The 17,973-nt window shown below is 64.1% G+C and carries 16 protein-coding genes; 7 read left to right on the forward strand and 9 right to left on the reverse strand.

Annotated elements, in window-relative coordinates; all coding sequences use genetic code 11:
- Positions 1-86: 86 nt before the first annotated feature.
- The 7 genes from NKH21_RS27530 (at position 87) to NKH21_RS27560 (ending at position 9,389) form a co-directional block, all read left to right on the forward strand.
- Positions 87-1,529 (forward strand): DHA2 family efflux MFS transporter permease subunit, encoded by a 1,443-nt coding sequence (locus tag NKH21_RS27530; RefSeq protein ID WP_352868849.1) that lies wholly within the window; start codon positions 87-89, stop codon positions 1,527-1,529.
- Between the two features lie 281 nt (positions 1,530-1,810).
- The gene (locus NKH21_RS27535) at positions 1,811-2,797 is read left to right on the forward strand and encodes an ABC transporter permease (protein WP_023675789.1); all 987 of its coding nucleotides are present in this window, start codon (positions 1,811-1,813) and stop codon (positions 2,795-2,797) included.
- 57 nt (positions 2,798-2,854) lie between these two features.
- Positions 2,855-3,880: a sugar ABC transporter substrate-binding protein gene (locus NKH21_RS27540; RefSeq protein WP_352868852.1), complete on the forward strand. Its 1,026-nt coding sequence runs from the start codon at positions 2,855-2,857 to the stop codon at positions 3,878-3,880.
- 83 nt (positions 3,881-3,963) lie between these two features.
- The gene (locus NKH21_RS27545; RefSeq protein WP_352868855.1) at positions 3,964-6,087 is read left to right on the forward strand and encodes an ABC transporter permease; all 2,124 of its coding nucleotides are present in this window, start codon (positions 3,964-3,966) and stop codon (positions 6,085-6,087) included.
- The gene (locus NKH21_RS27550) at positions 6,084-7,142 is read left to right on the forward strand and encodes an SMP-30/gluconolactonase/LRE family protein (protein WP_352868858.1); all 1,059 of its coding nucleotides are present in this window, start codon (positions 6,084-6,086) and stop codon (positions 7,140-7,142) included. The genes NKH21_RS27545 and NKH21_RS27550 overlap by 4 nt, the downstream gene beginning before the upstream one ends.
- Positions 7,142-8,638, forward strand: coding sequence for a sugar ABC transporter ATP-binding protein (locus NKH21_RS27555; RefSeq protein WP_352868860.1), 1,497 nt, complete (start codon positions 7,142-7,144; stop codon positions 8,636-8,638). The genes NKH21_RS27550 and NKH21_RS27555 overlap by 1 nt, the downstream gene beginning before the upstream one ends.
- 343 nt (positions 8,639-8,981) lie before the next feature.
- Positions 8,982-9,389, forward strand: a complete 408-nt coding sequence (locus NKH21_RS27560; RefSeq protein ID WP_352868863.1) for a carboxymuconolactone decarboxylase family protein — start codon at positions 8,982-8,984, stop codon at positions 9,387-9,389.
- Between the two features lie 215 nt (positions 9,390-9,604).
- On the opposite strand, the gene NKH21_RS27565 is transcribed toward NKH21_RS27560, so the two are convergent.
- The 9 genes from NKH21_RS27565 to NKH21_RS27605 form a co-directional block, all read right to left on the reverse strand.
- Entirely contained in the window at positions 9,605-10,492 is an 888-nt protein-coding gene (locus NKH21_RS27565; protein ID WP_352868890.1) for an amidohydrolase family protein, read from the reverse strand.
- Positions 10,492-11,625: a vWA domain-containing protein gene (locus NKH21_RS27570; protein WP_352868865.1), complete on the reverse strand. Its 1,134-nt coding sequence runs from the start codon at positions 11,623-11,625 to the stop codon at positions 10,492-10,494. Before NKH21_RS27570 ends, NKH21_RS27565 begins: the two co-directional genes overlap by 1 nt.
- Complete coding sequence (locus NKH21_RS27575) at positions 11,622-12,503, reverse strand: AAA family ATPase (protein WP_352868867.1); 882 nt, start codon at positions 12,501-12,503, stop codon at positions 11,622-11,624. The genes NKH21_RS27570 and NKH21_RS27575 overlap by 4 nt, the downstream gene beginning before the upstream one ends.
- 9 nt (positions 12,504-12,512) lie before the next feature.
- Positions 12,513-13,517, reverse strand: coding sequence for a xanthine dehydrogenase family protein molybdopterin-binding subunit (locus NKH21_RS27580; protein WP_352868869.1), 1,005 nt, complete (start codon positions 13,515-13,517; stop codon positions 12,513-12,515).
- A 1-nt stretch (position 13,518) separates the two neighbouring features.
- Positions 13,519-14,886: a xanthine dehydrogenase family protein molybdopterin-binding subunit gene (locus NKH21_RS27585; RefSeq protein ID WP_352868871.1), complete on the reverse strand. Its 1,368-nt coding sequence runs from the start codon at positions 14,884-14,886 to the stop codon at positions 13,519-13,521.
- 13 nt (positions 14,887-14,899) lie between these two features.
- On the reverse strand, positions 14,900-15,382 hold the full coding sequence (locus NKH21_RS27590; RefSeq protein WP_352868874.1) for a (2Fe-2S)-binding protein: 483 nt from the start codon (positions 15,380-15,382) through the stop codon (positions 14,900-14,902).
- 4 nt (positions 15,383-15,386) lie between these two features.
- Positions 15,387-16,208, reverse strand: coding sequence for an FAD binding domain-containing protein (locus NKH21_RS27595; RefSeq protein WP_352868876.1), 822 nt, complete (start codon positions 16,206-16,208; stop codon positions 15,387-15,389).
- A 31-nt stretch (positions 16,209-16,239) separates the two neighbouring features.
- A complete protein-coding gene (locus NKH21_RS27600; RefSeq protein ID WP_352868878.1) occupies positions 16,240-16,683 on the reverse strand; it encodes an SRPBCC family protein in 444 nt (147 codons plus the stop codon).
- Positions 16,684-16,790: 107 nt separating this feature from the next.
- Entirely contained in the window at positions 16,791-17,618 is an 828-nt protein-coding gene (locus NKH21_RS27605) for a helix-turn-helix domain-containing protein (RefSeq protein WP_352868879.1), read from the reverse strand.
- Positions 17,619-17,973: the final 355 nt, after the last annotated feature.

The raw sequence follows: 17,973 nt of genomic DNA on the forward strand, positions 1-17,973 counted from the left end.
GTTGAAACCGGTGCGTCATCGGTTTGCCAGACAATTGTGCGGTTACCGATGGAGCGGGTGAAAATTCCCTTCGGATAGTTCTGCGCATGACCGCCATTCCCGAAAACGAAGCCTTGCCCGAAACCGCGACGGCGGCGCGGCAAGCCCGGCGGGTGGCGCTGATCGTCGCCGTCGCCTTCTTCATGCAGCTTCTGGATTCGACGATCATCTCGACCTCGCTGCCGCAGATGGGAGAATCTTTCGGCGTGCCGGCGGTGGCGATGAGCATCGGCATCACCGTTTATATGCTGACCATGGCGGTGTTCGTGCCGCTGTCCGGCTGGCTCGCAGACCGCTTTGGCGCGCGCAACATCTTCCTCGTGGCGATTGCCCTGTTTACTTTGGCCTCGCTCGTTTGCGGCATCTCGCAGAACCTGGCCGAGTTCGTTGCCGCGCGTGCGGTGCAGGGCCTGGGCAGCGCGCTAATGACGCCGGTCGGCCGCATCCTGGTGCTGCGCAATGCGCCGAAATCCGAGCTTCTCAACGCCACGGCGCTGATCACCTGGCCGGCGCTGTTTGCGCCGGTGGTCGGGCCGGTGCTTGGCGGCTTCATCACCACTTATCTCTCCTGGCACTGGAATTTCTTCATCAACATTCCGCTGGGGGTTGCCGGTTTGGCGTTGGTCGCTCGCTTCATTCCCGGCGACCGCGATGCCGGGGCCAAGCCGCTCGACTGGCCGGGCTTCCTGCTGACCTCGGTCGGGCTTGCCTGCCTGCTCTACGGCCTCGAGCGTATCGCGCATCCGCAAGACGGTGTGTTGCCGACCATGGCATTGCTCGGCACGGGCGTTTTGGTCGGCTGGCTGGCGGTGCGGCATCTGCGACGCACCAACCATCCGCTGCTCGATCTCACAGCTTTCAAGGTGCAGACATTTGCCATCTCGACGCTGTCGGCCGGCACGATTTTCCGCATCGCCATCAACGCCACGCCATTCCTGCTGCCGCTTTTGTTCCAGGTCGGCTTCGGCCTGAGCCCGGTCGATGCGGGCATGATGATCCTGGCCTATTTCCTCGGCAATCTCGGCATGAAGGCGGTGACGACGCCGACGCTGAGGCGCTTCGGCTTCCGTTCGGTGCTGATCGTCAACGGGGTGATCGCTTCCTTGTCGATCATGGCCTGCGCGGCGCTTTCGCCGCAGACGCCGCAAGCGTTGGTGGTGGTGCTGATGCTGATCGCCGGCCTTTCGCGCTCGATGCAGTTCACCGCGCTGAACACGCTGGCCTTCGCCGATGTGGCCTCACAGCAGCGCAGCTCGGCGGCGACGTTGTCCAGCATGCTGCAGCAGGTGGCGATGCTGTTCGGCGTGGCGGTTGCGGCGGCACTGCTCAACCTGTCGCAGATCGCCAGAGGCGCGGAAGCGCTCGATCTCGTCGACTTCCGCCTTGCCTTCCTGGTGATCGGCGCAATCGGTCTCGTCGCCTCGTGCCGCTTTCTGGCGTTGCCGAACGCTGCCGGCGCCGAGGTCTCGGGCCATGTTTTGCGGATTTGACGCAGGAACTCCGCGGCGAGCGAAGACATAAATTTCTGCCGGCTCCGCTCGTCCTGGAACAAACTTTTGCCAGCGGTTCGACCGGCGCAATCAGTTGCAAAAGTGCTTGAGTTCCAGGCATTGCGCCAATCTCGCCAGTCGGTGCGTCCAACCGCAGAATTTCCTCGCAAGCCGGCCCGCAATGCGCGGATTCATTTGACGAATTGGTCTTGAGCCGATTAGCTTTCGTTCCGATGGCCGCAGAGGGAGCAGGGCGTAGCCATCGCGGGTGAAAGCGGGCAATGAACGCGACCGGCTGGCTAAACTGGAGAAGCCTGAACCAGGAGGGCATTGTCTTTGCCATCGCGGTTGTGCTGTTCATCGCCGCCGCCATCGGACTGCCCGGGTTTATCAACTCGAACAATCTCGTTGCCATCGTGCGCTCGGTCTCGGTGCTGGGCATATTGGCGCTCGGCATGGCGGTCGTCATAATCGGCAGGGGCATCGACCTGTCGGCGGTGGCGATCATGGCGATGTCGGTCGCCTGGTATCTGCAACTGCTGAATTCGGGGACATCCGACGGGCTGGCCTTCGCCTACGTGCTCGCCGGCGTTCTCGCCATCGGGCTGTTGAACGGAATCCTGGTCGCCTACGCCGAGGTTCCGGCGATCTTCGTGACGCTGGCGACTGCGTCCTTTGTCTTCGGCTATGTGCGTTCACAACTGATCACGCAGGACGCGGTGCCGGTGCCGCCCGGCCATTGGGTAGAGCTGCTTGGCGGGCTGCGCTTCCTCGACATCCCGGTCGAGGTTTTTGTCTTCGCCGGGCTGGCTTTCGCCTTCTTCCTGTTCCTGCGCTACACCAAATGGGGCCGCTACGTCTATTTCGCCGGCGACAACCCGGTCGCGGCGCGCAACATCGGCATTCCAGTGCGCCCGATGCTGGTGCTGCGCTACGTGCTGTCGGCCCTGGTCTCGCTGGTGGCCGGCTTGCTCACTGCCGCCAGCCTGCATTCGATCAACACCCGCATCGTCAATTCCACGCTGCTCTACGACATCGTGTTGGTGGCGGTGATCGGCGGCATCGGTCTGTCGGGTGGGCGGGGCGGGGTGCGCAACGTGCTGGTGGGCGCCGCGCTGATCGGCATCCTGCTCAACGCGATGACCATCATCGACATTCCGCTGCTCTATCAGAACCTGATCAAGGCAGCGATCCTGCTGGCGGCGATCATCGTCGATGGGTTCATCAATCCGCGCGACGAGCAGACTGCGCAGCAAGGCGATATCTAGACTGACGCGAACGGTTGGGGCCGGCCGCGAACGACATACCAAACCAGAGGATGTGACATGAAAATCATCAGGACATTTATGGCTGCCGCGGCAGCGCTTGCCGTCTCCGCCTTCGTGGCGCCAGGCTTCGCTGCCGAGGATCCGGGTCCGGCCGCCTATTCGCAAGCGCTCAAGGGCAAGCGGGTGATGCTGGTGCCGATGGCGATGGGCTTCGACCTGGCACAGGGCTGGGCGCATTACCTGAAGACGGAGGTCGAGGCCTGGGGCGGCGTGTTCGAGACGCGTGACCCGAACTGGGTGGTCGATGCCGGCGCGCAGGCGATAACCGACGCAATCTCGTCGGACACCAGGCCGGACGTGCTGATCATCCACTCGCCGGACCTCAACTCCTATGCCAAGCTGATGAAGAAGGCGCAGGCCGCCGGCACCTATGTGCTTTTGGTCGACAATCCGGCGAACTTCCCGGCCGATGCCTTTGTCGGCAGCGACTGGGATCGGCTCGGCCAGCTGGAAGCCGAAGCGGCGATCAAGGGTTGTGGGCCGAACTCTTCCAAGAAGATCGGGCTGGTGCAGGGCGACCAGGCCAACTCGTCGAGCCTCTACCAGTATGCGGGCATCATGAAGGTGCTGGACAAGAACCCCGACTTCAAGGTCGTGGCCAAGCCGGACTCCAACTGGGATGCGACGACCTCGCGCAATGTGACGACGACGATGCTGCAGCAGAACCCCGACATCTGCTCCATCATCGATTTCTGGGACGGCGACGCGACGGGCGCATCGGCTGCGATCCGCGATGCCAAGCTCGAGGGCAAGGTGTTCCTGGTCACCACCGGTGGCGGCGAGAAAACCGCCGACTGCGACAAGCTGCAGGACGGCACCTATGGCGCGGTGGTGATGACCGACCTTGCCCGCCAGTCGGGTGACATGAACGCCGTCATAAAATTCCTGTTGCAGAGTGGCCAGCCGGCCGGCACCTCGCACACCTACATCTACACGCTGGAGAAGGCGACGACCAAGGCCGACCTCAAGCCGGACAGCTGCTGGGACTTGAAAGCACTGCAAGCCCAAGCTGCGGCCAAGTAAACCGCGGGTCCGTTGCAGGCATCGACGAGGTGGCCGGACCGGGTTCGGCCGCCTCCTTCTCTCTTGAGTGGCAGCAGCAACCGATGTCCTTTCGCGAACGCCTTCAATCCTGGCGCTACAATCTCGTGCCCGACCATCTCGTCGGCGAGATACTGAGCAAACGCTGGACCGACAACGCCATTCCGTTCCTGGCGCTGGTGGCGACGCTCGGCGTGTTCGGTTCGATCATCCCCGGCTTCTTCAAGCCGATGTCGCTGCAGGAATCGACCCGCCAGCTCGGCGAGTTTTCGCTGGTCGTCACCGGCATGACGGTGGTCATGCTTGGCGGCGGCATCGACCTTTCGGTCGGCTCGATCTTCGCGCTTTCCTGCTTTTCGGCCGTGTTCGTCTTTTTCATCCTCGAACAATCGGTGTGGCTGGCGCTGGCCGCCTCGATCGCCACCGGCCTGCTGTTCGGCGCGATGAACGGTTATCTGATCGGCTATTTCAGGCTGCGCGCTTTCCTGACGACACTGGTCACCTTCATTTTCGGCCGGGCGCTGTTCGACATACTGGTCACCACCTATGCCGCCGACGTCCAGCTTTCCGATGCCACATCGGATGTCCTGGACTTCATCGGCGACGATACTTTCTGGGGCCTCTCGGTTGCGGTGTGGGCGGCGATTGTCCTGGCGATCATTACCCATGTCGCGCTGACACGCTCGCGGCCCGGTTGGCATGTGCAGGCGGTGGGCGGGTCGCGGCGATCGGCTCACAATGCCGGCATCCGCGTGCGCCGCACGGTGTTCATGACTTATGTGTTCTCCGGCTTTTGCGCCTCGCTAGGCGGCTTCCTCATCGCCTGCCGGCTGAGCGGGGCAGGGCCGGGCACAGGCCTCAACCTCGAGGTCATGGCACTGACGGCGGCGGTCGTCGGCGGCGTCAGCCTGGGCGGCGGTCGTGGCTCGGTGATCAAGGGGCTGATGGGCGCGATCATCGTGCTGACGATGACCAACGGGCTGATCCGGCTGGGCTACGGCACCGGCACCAACCAGATGGTGCTGGGCATCATGCTGGCCGTCGCCGTCACCATCGACATTCGCTGGCTGAAGAACCGCCACAAGGTTCTGGACGAGGTCTATGTCGCGCCGGTCTATTTGAAGATGGGGGCAACGCAGTCGGCTGCACCGGGCTCAGGCACGCCTTACGAACTCGACAATCGGTTATCTGAGGCTGACCATATCGGACTCGGCGAGCTGGAAGGGCCGGAAGACGTCATCCTCGACCGCGACGACCATCTCTATTGCGGCACCAGGCATGGCGAGATCGTCCGCTTCTTCGCGCCGGACTACAAACGCTCGGAGGTCTTTGCCCATATTGGCGGCTTTCCGCTCGGCCTGGCCTTCGACAAGACAGGCAACCTGATCAGCTGCGTCGGCGCGATGGGCCTCTATTCGGTCTCGCCGCAGCGCGAGGTGAAGCGGCTTTCGGCGGAAACGTCGCGCTCCTGGACCTCGATCGTTGACGATGCGCGGCTGCGCGATCCCAATGATTGCGACATCGCGCCGGACGGCCGCATCTACTTCACCGATTCCACCAAGCGTTATGACGCGCACGATTGGGCGCTGGACTCGATCGAGAACCGCGCCACCGGGCGGCTGCTCGTCTATGACCCGAAGGACGGTTCGACGAAGACGTTGCTAGACGGCTACCGCTACACCAACGGCGTGTGCATGGCGCATGACGGCAAGTCGCTGTTCTTCGCCGAAAGCTGGGCCTGCCGCGTGCACCGCTACTGGCTGGAAGGGCCGAAAGCAGGCACGGCCGAATGCGTCATCCGCGACATGCCGGGCTACCCCGACAACATCAACCGGGCGTCAGACGGCAACTACTGGATGGCCTGGTTAGGCATGCGCACGCCGAGCTTCGACCTGTCGCTGCGCCATCCCGACATGCGCAAGCGCATGACGCGCCGGCTGCCGCAGGACGAATGGCTGTTCCCCAACATCAACACCGGCGGTGTAGTGAAATTCGACGAGAAGGGCGGCATCCTCGAAGCGATGGGCGACCTGTCGGGCGCCGCGCATCCGATGGTCACTTCGATGCGCGAGCACAAGGGTTTTCTGTTCGTGGGCGGTATCCTCAACAACCGGATCGGTCGGTACCGGATTGCCGGCGCCGACCCGAACTGGACCAGCCCCGCTTCCTATTGGGGAGCGAAGCCATGATGCTGGACCCGATCCTCGACATCTTTCGCGGCAAGGCGGTGACAATCCCGCCGCTCGATGGCGCCTTCAGGCCGAATACGCTGCTGGACGATGCTCGGGCTTTTGCTGGCCTGACCGAGCCCGATAATCTGCTGGTTGCCGACGGCCGGCTGTTGGCCTCCAGCGGCAATGCCGTCTACGCGCTCACCGCCGGTGCCGCGCCTGTTCTGGTCGAGACATTTCCGGCCGCGGTCACCGCGCTCGCGCGCTCGCCCGCCGGAGAGCTGACGGTGGCGCTCGAAAGCGGCAAGCTATTGATCGCAGGCGAAGGCGCTTCCCTGCCAGCCGAGATCCGCTGCATTACAGCAGTCGCCTATGCGGCGGATGGCACACTTTGGCTGGCCAATGGCTCGGCCGACCACGGGCCGTCGCAATGGGCCGCCGATCTGATGAAGAAGGGTGCGTCGGGTTCGCTGTGGAAGCGCGATCCGGCAGGCAGCGAATTCCGCAAGGTCGCCGGTGACATCGCCTTTCCCTTTGGGCTGCATCCAACCGGCAAGGATGTGCTGGTCAGCGAGAGCTGGCGGCACCAACTTGTCCGCTTCGATGGCGCGACGGGCAGCCGCTCGACGGTGCTGGCGCATCTGCCCGGCTATCCCTCGCGCCTGTCGACTGCCGCCGAAGGTGGCGCCTGGCTGACGCTGTTTGCGCCCCGAAACCGGCTGATCGAATTCGTGCTGCAGGAAAAGCACTATCGAAACGACATGCTGGCGCAAGTGCCGCCGCAGCACTGGATCGCGCCGGCGCTCGCCTCGAATCGAAGCTTCCTCGAGCCGCTGCAATGCGGTGGCATCCGCACCATGGGCATCCACAAGCCATGGTCGCCGAGCCGCTCCTACGGGCTGGTGGTCAGGCTCGATCGGGAGATGCGGCCGCAGTACAGCCTGCACAGCCGCGCCAACGGCACGCGTCATGGCATCTGCAGCGTGGCGGAGAAAGACGGTCGCCTGTTCATTGCCTCGAAAGGCGGCGATTGCCTGCTGGCCATCGACCTGGCTCCAGAAGGGCATCGCTGATGGAACCGATCGTCCGCCTGGAGAACGTAACCAAGACCTATCGCGGCGTGCCCGCGGTGAAGAAGGTCAGCTTCGAGCTGCGCAAGGGCGAGATCCACGCGCTGCTCGGCGAGAACGGCGCGGGAAAATCGACGCTGACCAAGATCATCGCCGGCGTCGTCGACGCGACATCGGGAAAGATGTTCCACAACGGGCAGGAGATCGCCTACCCCTCGCCGCACGCCGCCCTTGAAGCCGGCATCGCCATGGTATTCCAGGAGACCAGCCTGGTGCCGTCGATGACGGTGGCGCAGAACCTCTATCTCGGCACCGAGCGCTTTCTCAACCGGCTGCGCGGCACCTACATCTCGGCGCAGCAGTTCCTGCAGTCGTTGAACTTTCCGGTCGACCCGAACGCCATGGTGGCGACGCTTGGCGCGGCCAAACGGCAGATGGTCGAGATCGCGCGCGCCGTCCACCACAATGCCGAGATCATCATCTTCGACGAGCCGACGGCGACGCTGACGCCGGAGGAGAAGCGGCACTTCTTCGCACTGATCCGCCGGCTCAAGGCAAGGGGCGTGTCGATCGTCTTCATCAGCCATGCGCTCGAGGAAGCGCTTGATATCGCCGACCGCATCACCATCCTGCGCGACGGCGAACTGGTGATCACCGACGACACAGCCGCCTTCGATCGCGACAGGATCGTCGCCGCCATGGTCGGGCGCACGCTGTCGGGACAGCTCTACAGCCAGCGCGACGAGGCCAGGCTGCGCAAGGCCGGCAAGAAGGTGCTGTCGGTGCAGGACATCTCGATGAGCAATGTCGTGCGCAACAATTCCTTCTCGATTTTCGAGGGCCAGATCACCGGCGTCTTCGGGCTGATCGGGTCGGGTCGCACCGAGACGTTCAAGATCGTCTCCGGCATCTACAAGCGCGACTTCCTGCGCGGCGGCACCATCGAGCTGGACGACCGGCCGGTGCGCTATCTCGTGCCCAGCGAGGCGGTGGCGGACGGCATCGTCTATGTCACCGAAGACCGCAAGAGCGAGGGGATTTTCGAGACGATGGACGTCGCCGAGAACCTATTCGGCGGCTTCCTGGCGGCTGGACGGGAAAAGGGCTGGGTGATCAATGCGCAGGAGATGCGGGCACTGTCGGCGGAGTGGACGAAGACGCTGAACGTCAAGGCGATCAACGACAATGCCCGGGTGGTCGAGCTTTCCGGCGGCAACCAGCAGAAGGTGGTGATCGGCAAGGGGCTGGTGCAGAAACCGCGCATCGTCATCTTCGACGAACCGACGCGCGGCGTCGATGTCGGCGCCATCGCCGAGATTCACCAGATCATCAACCGGCTGGCCGACGAAGGCCTGGCCGTCGTCGTCATCTCGTCCTACCTGCCGGAGATCATGAACCTATCCGACCGCATCCTGGTCTGCCGGCAAGGCCGCATCGTCGAGGAGTTCTCGCCGGCCGAAGCGACGGAGGAGAAGATCATGTATGCGGCGGTGCATTAGGACGATGCGTACTTCGACAATTGGCTGTGTCGCCAGTCCATTCGTCATCCTGGGGCGAAGCAAGGAGCGAAGCGACGCGGCGCAGACCCCAGGATCCATGCCGCGACTTTCGAGCGGTGCAGCGGTGCGGAATTCTGCTCCGCTGCACCCCTCGCGAGAGGTCACGGCATGGATCCCAGGGTCTTCGCGACGCCGCTTCGCGGCTGCTCCGCCCTGGGATGACGACGCTGAGGTGCTTCGGCCAACCTCCACGATTCTACGCTACTCCGAGGTAGAAACTGAATCGGTCGAACCGGTTAGCCGCCTTTGCTCAAAACCTGATTCAAACGAAAGGAACCTGCCCATGGCCACCACGAGACTTCTGACCGATGCCGAGGTCGAGGCGATTCCCGCCGTGAAGGCCGTGTTCGACGATATCCGCGCGACGCGCAAATCCGACTTCGTCAACAATTTCTGGCGCGGGCTGGCCAATGATCCAGTCTCGCTGAAGCGGGTTTGGGAGCAGCTCAAGGCGGTGATGGTCGCCGACAGCGCCATCGACCCGCTGACCAAGGAGATGATCTACATCGCCGTCTCGACCGCCAATGGCTGCTCCTATTGCGTCCACTCGCACACTGCGGCGGCGCGGGCCAAAGGCATGACCGACGCGCAGCATGGCGAGCTGGTGTCGATCATCGGACTGGCGGGGCAGACCAACCAGATGGTCACGGCGATGCAGATCCCGGTCGATCGAGAGTTCGAGGTGAGGTGAGGCGTGGCGCCTTCCCTTCTCCCCTTGTGGGAGAAGGTGGCCGAGCGAAGCTCGGTCGGATGAGGGGTGCTGGAAGGATCGCTACCTTGGAGACGTAAGTGCTTCAAATCGCCGAGATTTCCTCCACCGAGTTTCTTCCAGCACCCCTCATCCGTCTCGGCGCTACGCGCCGATCCACCTTCTCCCACAGGGGGAGAAGGGAAGGTCTGCGCGCCTCACACCGGCCGGTAAACCTTCTCCGCCGTGTTCCAGAAGATGTCCGCCTCTGCAGTCGTGCCGTGCTTGCCCACCGCTTCCCGGTGCGCCCTGATCAGCTCGGCATGGCTGGTCCACAGCTTCTCGATCGGGAAGTTCGAGCCGAACATCAGATGGTCGCTGCCGAGGATGTCGATGGCGGCGTCGACGATATAGCTGATCAGCGCCGGGTCGTTGCGGTGGACGAAGGTGCCGAGGCCGGACAGCTTGCCATAGAGGTTGGGTGCCGCTGACAGCGTGCGCAGGCCGGTCTTCCACGCCTCGGTGGTCTCCGGTTCCATGTCGGTCAGCATGCCGGCATGGGTGAGAACGAAATTCGTCTCGGGGTTGTCGCCGACAAGCGCCAGCCCATCCTTCATCTGGGCGGGGAAAAGCTGCAGGTCGAAGGACAGGCCGTAATCCTTCAGCCGGGCGACATTGGCCCGCACCTTCGGATCGATGACCTGATCGGCCGAGGCGGCGAAGCGGAAGGCCGGCGTTTGGTGCCAGTGCAGCTGCATACGCACGCCGCGCAACAGCGGATATTTTTTCAGCCGGTCGATCTGGGGACGCACATCGTCGACCGTCATGTCGGCATAGCCGACGACGGCGTGCGGCCAACCGGTTTCTTCCGCGGTCTTCTGCAGGAAAGCGACCTCTTTTTCGAAATCTTCCTTGGCCCAGTTGGTCTGGACATAGACCGCCTTCTCGACGCCCGAGCCTTGCTGGTCGGCGAGGAATTCCTCGATCGGATAATCGCGGCGGATCGGCTCGTAGGGGCCAAAGATGCGTGGCACCATCGGTCCGACGAGCCAGGGCTGGTCCTTTTGGCGCCAGATGTGGAAATGCGCGTCGATCGCCTTCTGCATCACGAAACCCTTTTCCAGATTGCCGCGGCCGCCGGAGCTGGGCGGGCGAGCGACAGGATGAACTCGGTGAGACCGGCGATTGAGGAGCCGTCGACCAGATCGTCGAGCACCGGCAGGATCGCGCGAAGTGCCGCCGTTGCCGGCCGGAAGCGTGGATCGCCGGCCAGCGGCGTCGCCAGCGAAAGCCGAAAGGCGCGGGCGCTCAGCCGGCGCATCGCGATTTCCAGCCCGGCATGATCGCCGCGCTCCAGCGCATCCGACAGAATGACGATTGCCGCCCCGCGCGCAAAGGCGGAGAAGCGCGGCACCGACAGAAACGCGAGCAGCGTCGGTCCCATGCGGGTGCCGCCGTCCCAGTCGTCGACCTGGGCAGCGGCGCGGGCCAGCGCCTGGTCGCGGTCGCGAATGCGCAGCGCCGAGGTGATACGGGTCAGCCGTGTGCCGAAGGTGAAGACCTCCGCCCGGTCGGCGCCTTGCACGGCCGCATGCGCCAGCTTGAGATAGTCCGATGTGTAGAGCTTCATCGATCCGGATACGTCGATCAGCATGAGTAGCTTGCGCGGCACTGTCTGCCGCCGGCGCAGCAGCGGTGAGGGGATATCGCCGTCGGCACTGACGATTTCGCGTAGCGAGCGGCGCAGGTCGAGCTTGCCGCGCGCATGCGTGCGCACCGTGCGGAAGGAGCGGCGGGCGGGCAAAGCGGTGGCGAGCTTGCGGCGGAAGGCGGCAAGCCCGTCGCTATCGCGGCTGAATTCGCGGACGCTCAACTGTTCGCTGGCCGAAGACAGTTCGCCGCCTTCTTCCTGGCGGATTACCTCGATTTCTTGTTCGCTGGTTTCGCCGTCATCCTTGATGCGGGTTTCCTCGTCGCTGTCGCCTTCGACCAGCGCCTCTCCGTCCCCATAGAAATGGCTCCGGAAATGCGCCTCGAATTCGTGGCGGCGGTCGGGCGGCGGCGCCAGCGTCGCGAGCGCAGCTTCGCGGATGTCGGCCATCGAACGGAGACCGAGCAGCGTCACCGCTTGCATGAAGCCGGAGACCTGCTCGGGCGCCACCGCAAAGCCGTAGCGGCGCAGCAGCCGGCCGAAGCCGAGGAACGGCGTCGCCCCTCGAGGCAGAGCCGCGGGGCTCACGCCAGCGCCTCCTCGACAATTTTGCCGAGCTCGGGCGCGATGCAGGAAAGGTCCTCCTCATCCTTGATCAGCACGCCGATGGCGCGGCGAAACGCTTCCGGCCACGGGCTGCCGCCCTTTTCGAGGATCGTCGCGGCGTTGGCCCATTCGACCGCCTCGGCGATGCCGGGCGGCTTGGCCAGCGGACGGGCGCGAATATCGCGCACGGCGGCAGCCACCGCGCGCGCCGTGGCCTCGGCAACATCGCCGGCGCGCAGCATGATGATCTCGGCCTCGCGCCCGGCGTCGGGATAGGTGATCCAGTGGTAGACGCAGCGCCGCCGCAGCGCTTCGGCCAGCTCACGGGTGCGGTTCGAGGTCAGGATGACGATCGGCTGCGCCGTCGCGCGAATGGTGCCGCGCTCGGGAATGCTGATCTGGAAATCCGACAGGAATTCCAGGAGCAACGCTTCGAATTCATGGTCGGAACGGTCGATCTCGTCGACCAGCAGCACGCGCTTTTCCGGCGCCTTAAGCACCTGCAGCAGTGGCCGCGCGATCAGGAAACGGTCGTCATAGATGTCAACCTCATGCTCACCGGCGTGGCGGATGGCGAGCAGCTGGCGCTGATAGTTCCACTCGTAAAGCGCATGTGCTGCGTCGATGCCTTCATAGCATTGCAGCCGCACCAGATCTCGCCCGAGCACTTCGGCAATCGCCTTCGCCGCCTCCGTCTTGCCGACGCCGGGTGCGCCTTCGAGCAGCAGCGGCTTGCCCAGCCGGATCGCCAGGAAGATGGCAGTTGCCAGGCTCTCATCGGCGAGATAGTGCGAGGCGGCGAGGCGCGACGCCACCGCCTCCGGCGAGGTCGCGACTGTCTCGGCACTTCTCTTAGCCATTTCCAGCACTCAGTTCGACGCTTGCGCCTTCAGCGCCCGCAGGATGCGCTCCGGCGTGATCGGCAGCGTGTCGATGCGCACACCGACGGCGTCGAAGACGGCATTGGCGACCGCCGGGATCTGCGGGTTGGCGCACATTTCGCCCGGCCCCTTGGCGCCGTACGGCCCGTCCGCCGAGGGTCGTTCCAGCACGATGATCTCGGTTTGCGCGAGATCGCCAGGACCCGGCATCAGATATTGGTTGAAGTCGGTGCCGCCATGGTCGCGGTTGGGATAGTAGGGCTCGGTCGTTTCGTAGAGCGCATGGCTGATACCCATCCATGAGCCACCGACCAACTGCTGCTCGACCATTTTCGGGTTCAGCGCGCGGCCGATCTCAAACACGTTCTTCACCGCCAGCACGGTGACCTCGCCGGTCTCATCGTCGACCTCAACCTCGGCCACCGTGCAGGCGTGCGCATAGCAGGTCGAGGGCTTCATCGCGCCGGTTTCTTTTTCCGGATAGGAGCGGGGGATCAAAAACATGCCGCGGCCGGAAATCGAACGGCCGCGCTTGAAATGCGCCGACAGCGCGACATCGAAGATCGAGATCGATTTCTGTGGCGCCCCCTTGACCAGGATATTGCCCTGGCCGTCGGTCTCGAGGTCCGAGGCGTTTACCTCAAGTTCCTCGGCCGCCACTTCCAGCATCACCTGGCGGGCTTCCCTGGCCGCCTGGATAACCGCATTGCCGGCGCGATGGGTGCCGCGCGAGGCGAAGGTGCCCATGCAGTGCGGGCCGGTGTCTGTGTCGGCGGTGTCGACGACGACGCGGTCGGTCGGCACGCCTATCGTCTCGGCGCAGATCTGCGCCATGATCTGCTTCATGCCCTGGCCCAGGTCGACGCTGGAGAGCGTGACCATGAAATTGCCGGTCGGCGTCGAATGCACCAGCGCCTGGGTCGGGTCGCCGCCGAGATTCATGCCGGTCGGATAGTTGATCGCGGCAACGCCGCGTCCGCGCCTGATCGCCATTTCAAGCTCCCTTCGCGTAAGACGACATCGCCATGAATTGTTCCGCCACCGGCCAGTTGGCGGCGCGCGAGGCTTCCTGCATGCATTCGATCAGCGCCGCCCCCTCGGTCGGCTGGCGATGCGCCTTGATGTCGCCGTCGCGGTAGGCGTTGATGAAGCGGAATTCGAGCGGGTCCATGCCGATCAGCCGGGCGAGCTTGTCCATCTGCACCTCCAGCGCGAAGTCGCCGATGGTGACGCCGAAACCGCGCATCGCCGAGGACGGGGTGCGGTTGGTGTAGACGCAGTAGGTGTCGATCCAGACATTCGGGATCGTATACGGGCCGGGATAATGTCCGGCGCCCTTCTGCGCGCCGTAGGGCGAATGGCGCGAATAGGCGCCGGCGTCGGTGTAGCCGGTCACTTTGCGCGCGACGATGCGGCCGTCCTTCATCACGCCGTCCTTGATGACGACTTTCTCGGCGGCGCGCGGCGAGGAAATCTGCATCTCTTCCTCGCGGCTGTAGATAAAACAGACCGGTCGTCCGGTTATTTTGGCGCCAAGGATGGCGATCGGCTCGACGATGACGTCGACCTTGCCGCCAAAGCCGCCGCCGACGGTGCCGCCGACGAAATGCAGCTTGTTGCCCGGCATCTGCAGAATGATCGAGGCGTTGTCGAGGGTGAAGAACATCGCCTGCGTGTTGGTGTAGCAGGTGAAGCGGTCGTTGCCCTCCGGCGCGACGATGCAGCCTGTCGTCTCGGTCGGCGCATGCTCGATCGGTGAAGACTGGTAGGTCTGTTCGAGCACGTGGTCGGCCTCGGCAAAGCCGGCCTCGACATCGCCGAAGCGCACCTTGCGGCATTCGCCGCTGTCGTAGAGGTAATAGTTCCGGCCGTGATATTCGTTGACGATCGGCGCGCCGGGCTTCAGCGCTTCCTCCATGTCGAAGACGGCCGGCAGCACCTCGTAGTCGACCTTGACCTTGGCGGCGGCTTCCTGGGCGGCACGCTCGGTCTCGGCCAGCACCGCCACCACGGCCTCGCCCTTCCAGCGCACCTTGCCGTCGGCCAGCACCGTTTCGTCCTCCGGCCCGATCTGGATCAGGATCAGGATGGTGTAGACATTGTGCGGCACATCCTTGGCGGTCAGCACCTTGACGACCCCCGAGTGCTTTTCCGCCGCTGACGTATCGATGCTGCGGATGCGGGCGTGATGGTGCGGGCTGCGCACCATCTTCAAATGCAGCATGCCGGGAAAATTGCGGTCGGCGAAATAGGCGGTCTTGCCGGTGACATGGCCGGGTGAATCCGAACGCGGCCGCGGCTGGCCGATCTCGTGCAGATCGTCCTTGCGCTGGTCGGCGAAGTAATTCTTGCGGAGTTCCATCTTTTTGACCTCCTCAAGCCGCGTTCTGCGAATTGGAGCGTGCGGCGGTCAGCACCGCCTGGATGATCGGCTCGTAGCCGGTGCAGCGGCAAATATTACCCGACAGCGCCTCGACCACGTCCTCGCGGCTGGGGTTCGGGGTTTGGTCGAGAAGCACCTTGGCCGCCATGATCATGCCTGGCGTGCAGAAACCGCATTGGGTCGCGAAGGCGTCGAGGAAAGCGCGCTGCAAGGGATGCAGAACGCCGCCTTCCGCCAGCCCCGAGGTGGTGGTGATGGCGGCGCCATTGCAGGTCTCGGCCAGCGTCAGGCAGGACAGCCGGAGTTCGCCATCGACAATGACGGAGCAGGCGCCGCAGGTGCCTTGGTGGCAGCCGCCTTTCGGCGAGGTGTCGCCGATCTTGTCGCGCAGCGCGTGAAGCAGCGTCGTGCCGCTGTCGATGAACTCGGCCTTTTCTGCACCATTGAGCGTGAACTGAACCGGGACCTTTGCCATCTTTTTACTCCTTGCGCCGCGGCCAGGGCTTTGAGGCGAGCAGCAGCCGGCCGAGATGGACCGGCAGGACTTCGTTGCGATACCAGGCACTGGCGATCGGATCGGTTGGCGGCGAAGTGCCGTCGCGGGCAACAGCCAGTGCCGGTGCTATGCCGTCCGCGGTGAGTTTCCGGCCAATCAAGGCATTCTCTGCCGCGCTGGCACGGATAGGCCGGTCGGCCATGCAGCCGAGCGCGATCCGCGCTGATGACACGCTGCCGTCCGGCGCCTGTTCCAGCACGGTCGCGATGCTCAGCACGGAAATGCCCTTTGGCTTGACCCTCGACACTTTCAGGAAGCGAAAGCCGCCTTCCTTCGGAAGCGTGAAGCCGACCGCGGTGACGATGGCGTGGTTGCTTTCGCGTTTCGCCAGGAAGGTTTCGATCGGGAGTTCGCCGTCGCCAGTGCTGACGGTTGCATCCAGAGCCAGCAGCGCCACGGTGAAATCGCCGTAAGGCGTCGGCGCGAAAAGATTGCCGCCGACGCTCGCCATGTTGCGGATCGCCGGTCCGCCGACGGCGCGCGCGGCGCTGGCCAGCGGGGCGAGATCCGCATGGCGGACGATTGCTGCCATGGTCACCGAAGCGCCAATGCGGACCGTGCCGCCGGAAACGGTCACGGCCGACAACGCCGGTTCGGTCGACCTGACGAAACCGGAAATCGACACGTCGCCTTCATTGGCGGCGCGCACGACCAGCGTGCCGCCACCGAGATAGCGGGTGCCGGCGACTTTCAGCGCTGCGCCGGCGTCCTTCACCGTCGGGAAAGTCTGCAATGCAAGCGCCATGGAACGCCCCTGTTTGTCAGCTCAATTCAGCTCAACCTTGGCCCGCGAACTGCGCCTTCAGGGCGTTGAAGCCGCCCTGGAAGACGTTTGCGCCCATGCCTTCGGCCAGCTTGTCGGCTTCCTCTGGGGGCGCATCGAAGCTGGCGGTCCATTCGGCATATGTGCGGTCGCCGTCGGTCACCCGCCGTAACTGCAGCGTTGCCTTGTGGTTGGTGAGCGGTTGCGGCGTCTCCAGGATGGAGTAGCTGACGAGGAAGTTCTCGTCGGAGAAATCGAGCAGCTTTTCGCGCAGGCGGGCACCGCTGGCGAGCTGGAAATTGCGCACGCAGCCGATCATGCCAGCGTCCTTGCCGTCCTCGATGTGGCTTTCGACCATGCGCGGGTGCCAGGTCGGCAGACCGTTGAAGTCGCGTATGCGCGCCCAGACCTTTTCGACCGGTGCGTCGATGACGCTGGAGATGGTGACTTTCGCCATATGATCGTTCCCTTGCAAATCAGCTGCTTGGGAGGGTAGGGCGGCAGGCTCGGCAGCGCTTATCAATGCGTCTTGAACGCCTATCAAATAGTCTGAAAAACGGGCGCTCAGCTGATCGCCCGCGCCGCCTCACGGTAAAGCGTCGGCGGGACGCCGACATGGTCGCGGAAGAAGCGCGAGAAATTGCCCTGGGTGGTGAAGCCGAGATTGCAGGCGACCGAGATCAGCGGCTCCTGCGACCACTGCAACTGCCGCACCGCTTCCTCCATGCGCAGCGTGTTCCAATAGACGTTGGGCGTCAGATTGGTCTGTTCCTTGAACAGCGCGAAGAAATGCGGCCGCGACAGGCCGACGCTGCGCGCCACGTCGTCGAAGCAGATGCGCTCGCAGACATTGGCTTTCATCAGCTGGATCGCCTTGCGGACGCGGAAATCCTGCATGGTGTTGACGCGGACGCGCACGGTCTGCGGTGCGGACGCGTCGGCGGCGTCGAGCACGCTGTCGATGAAGCGCTCGATCTCGTAATTGGCGATATCGTCGATGCTCTCATTGTCGCTGAGATGGTCGAGGAGGTTGGCCGCCGCCTTGTGCAGCCAAGGCTCGAGCGTGATTGCCGGGCTCGCGAACAGCGGCGCGGAGGAAGGCAGCTCGCGGCGTTTTCGAGCCCAGTCCGGATCGATGTAAAAGGCGAGGAAGAGGCCAGGCGTGCCGTCGCGCGACAGAGCGTGGCTGTGCGGCTGGAAGGAATTGATGCCGGCGGCGGTGCCCGGTCCAAGACGCACCGTCTCGCGGCCGATGGTCATCTCGCCGGCCGTGCCTTCCAGCCAGATGATGATATGCGCCTCGACATGGGCATGGGTGACGAAGTCGCTGGCGACGTTCAGGACAGAAACATGTCCGAACCGGCCCCAGTAGAGCCTGATCGCTTCCGTCATGGGTATATCCTCCCGCAGGCGACTGGCCTCCCTTCGCCTGCTACGAGCGATTGTGCGGCGCGGTTTGGGCTGGCGTCAAGACGGATGTGCACGTCCGGGCGCCGGCCATGCGCCGCAGCGGCGGATTTTCAGACTCGGCGATAGGAGCGCGTCCCCTTCTCCCTCTGTGGGAGAAGGTGGATCGGCGCGTTAGCGCCGAGACGGTTGAGGGGTGTTGGAAGAATGAGGCGATGCCAAGCTGGAGCACCCCTCATCCGTCGCCTTCGGCGACACCTTCTCCCACAAGGAGCCTGTTGCGTAATTCGCTGATTGTGATTCTCTGAGGCGGACGCGCTGAGGGAATCGCGATGGCAGT

Origin of the sequence: Mesorhizobium sp. M1329, from assembly GCF_040318035.1 — a bacterium.
In the GTDB taxonomy this organism is placed as follows: Bacteria; Pseudomonadota; Alphaproteobacteria; order Rhizobiales; family Rhizobiaceae; genus Mesorhizobium.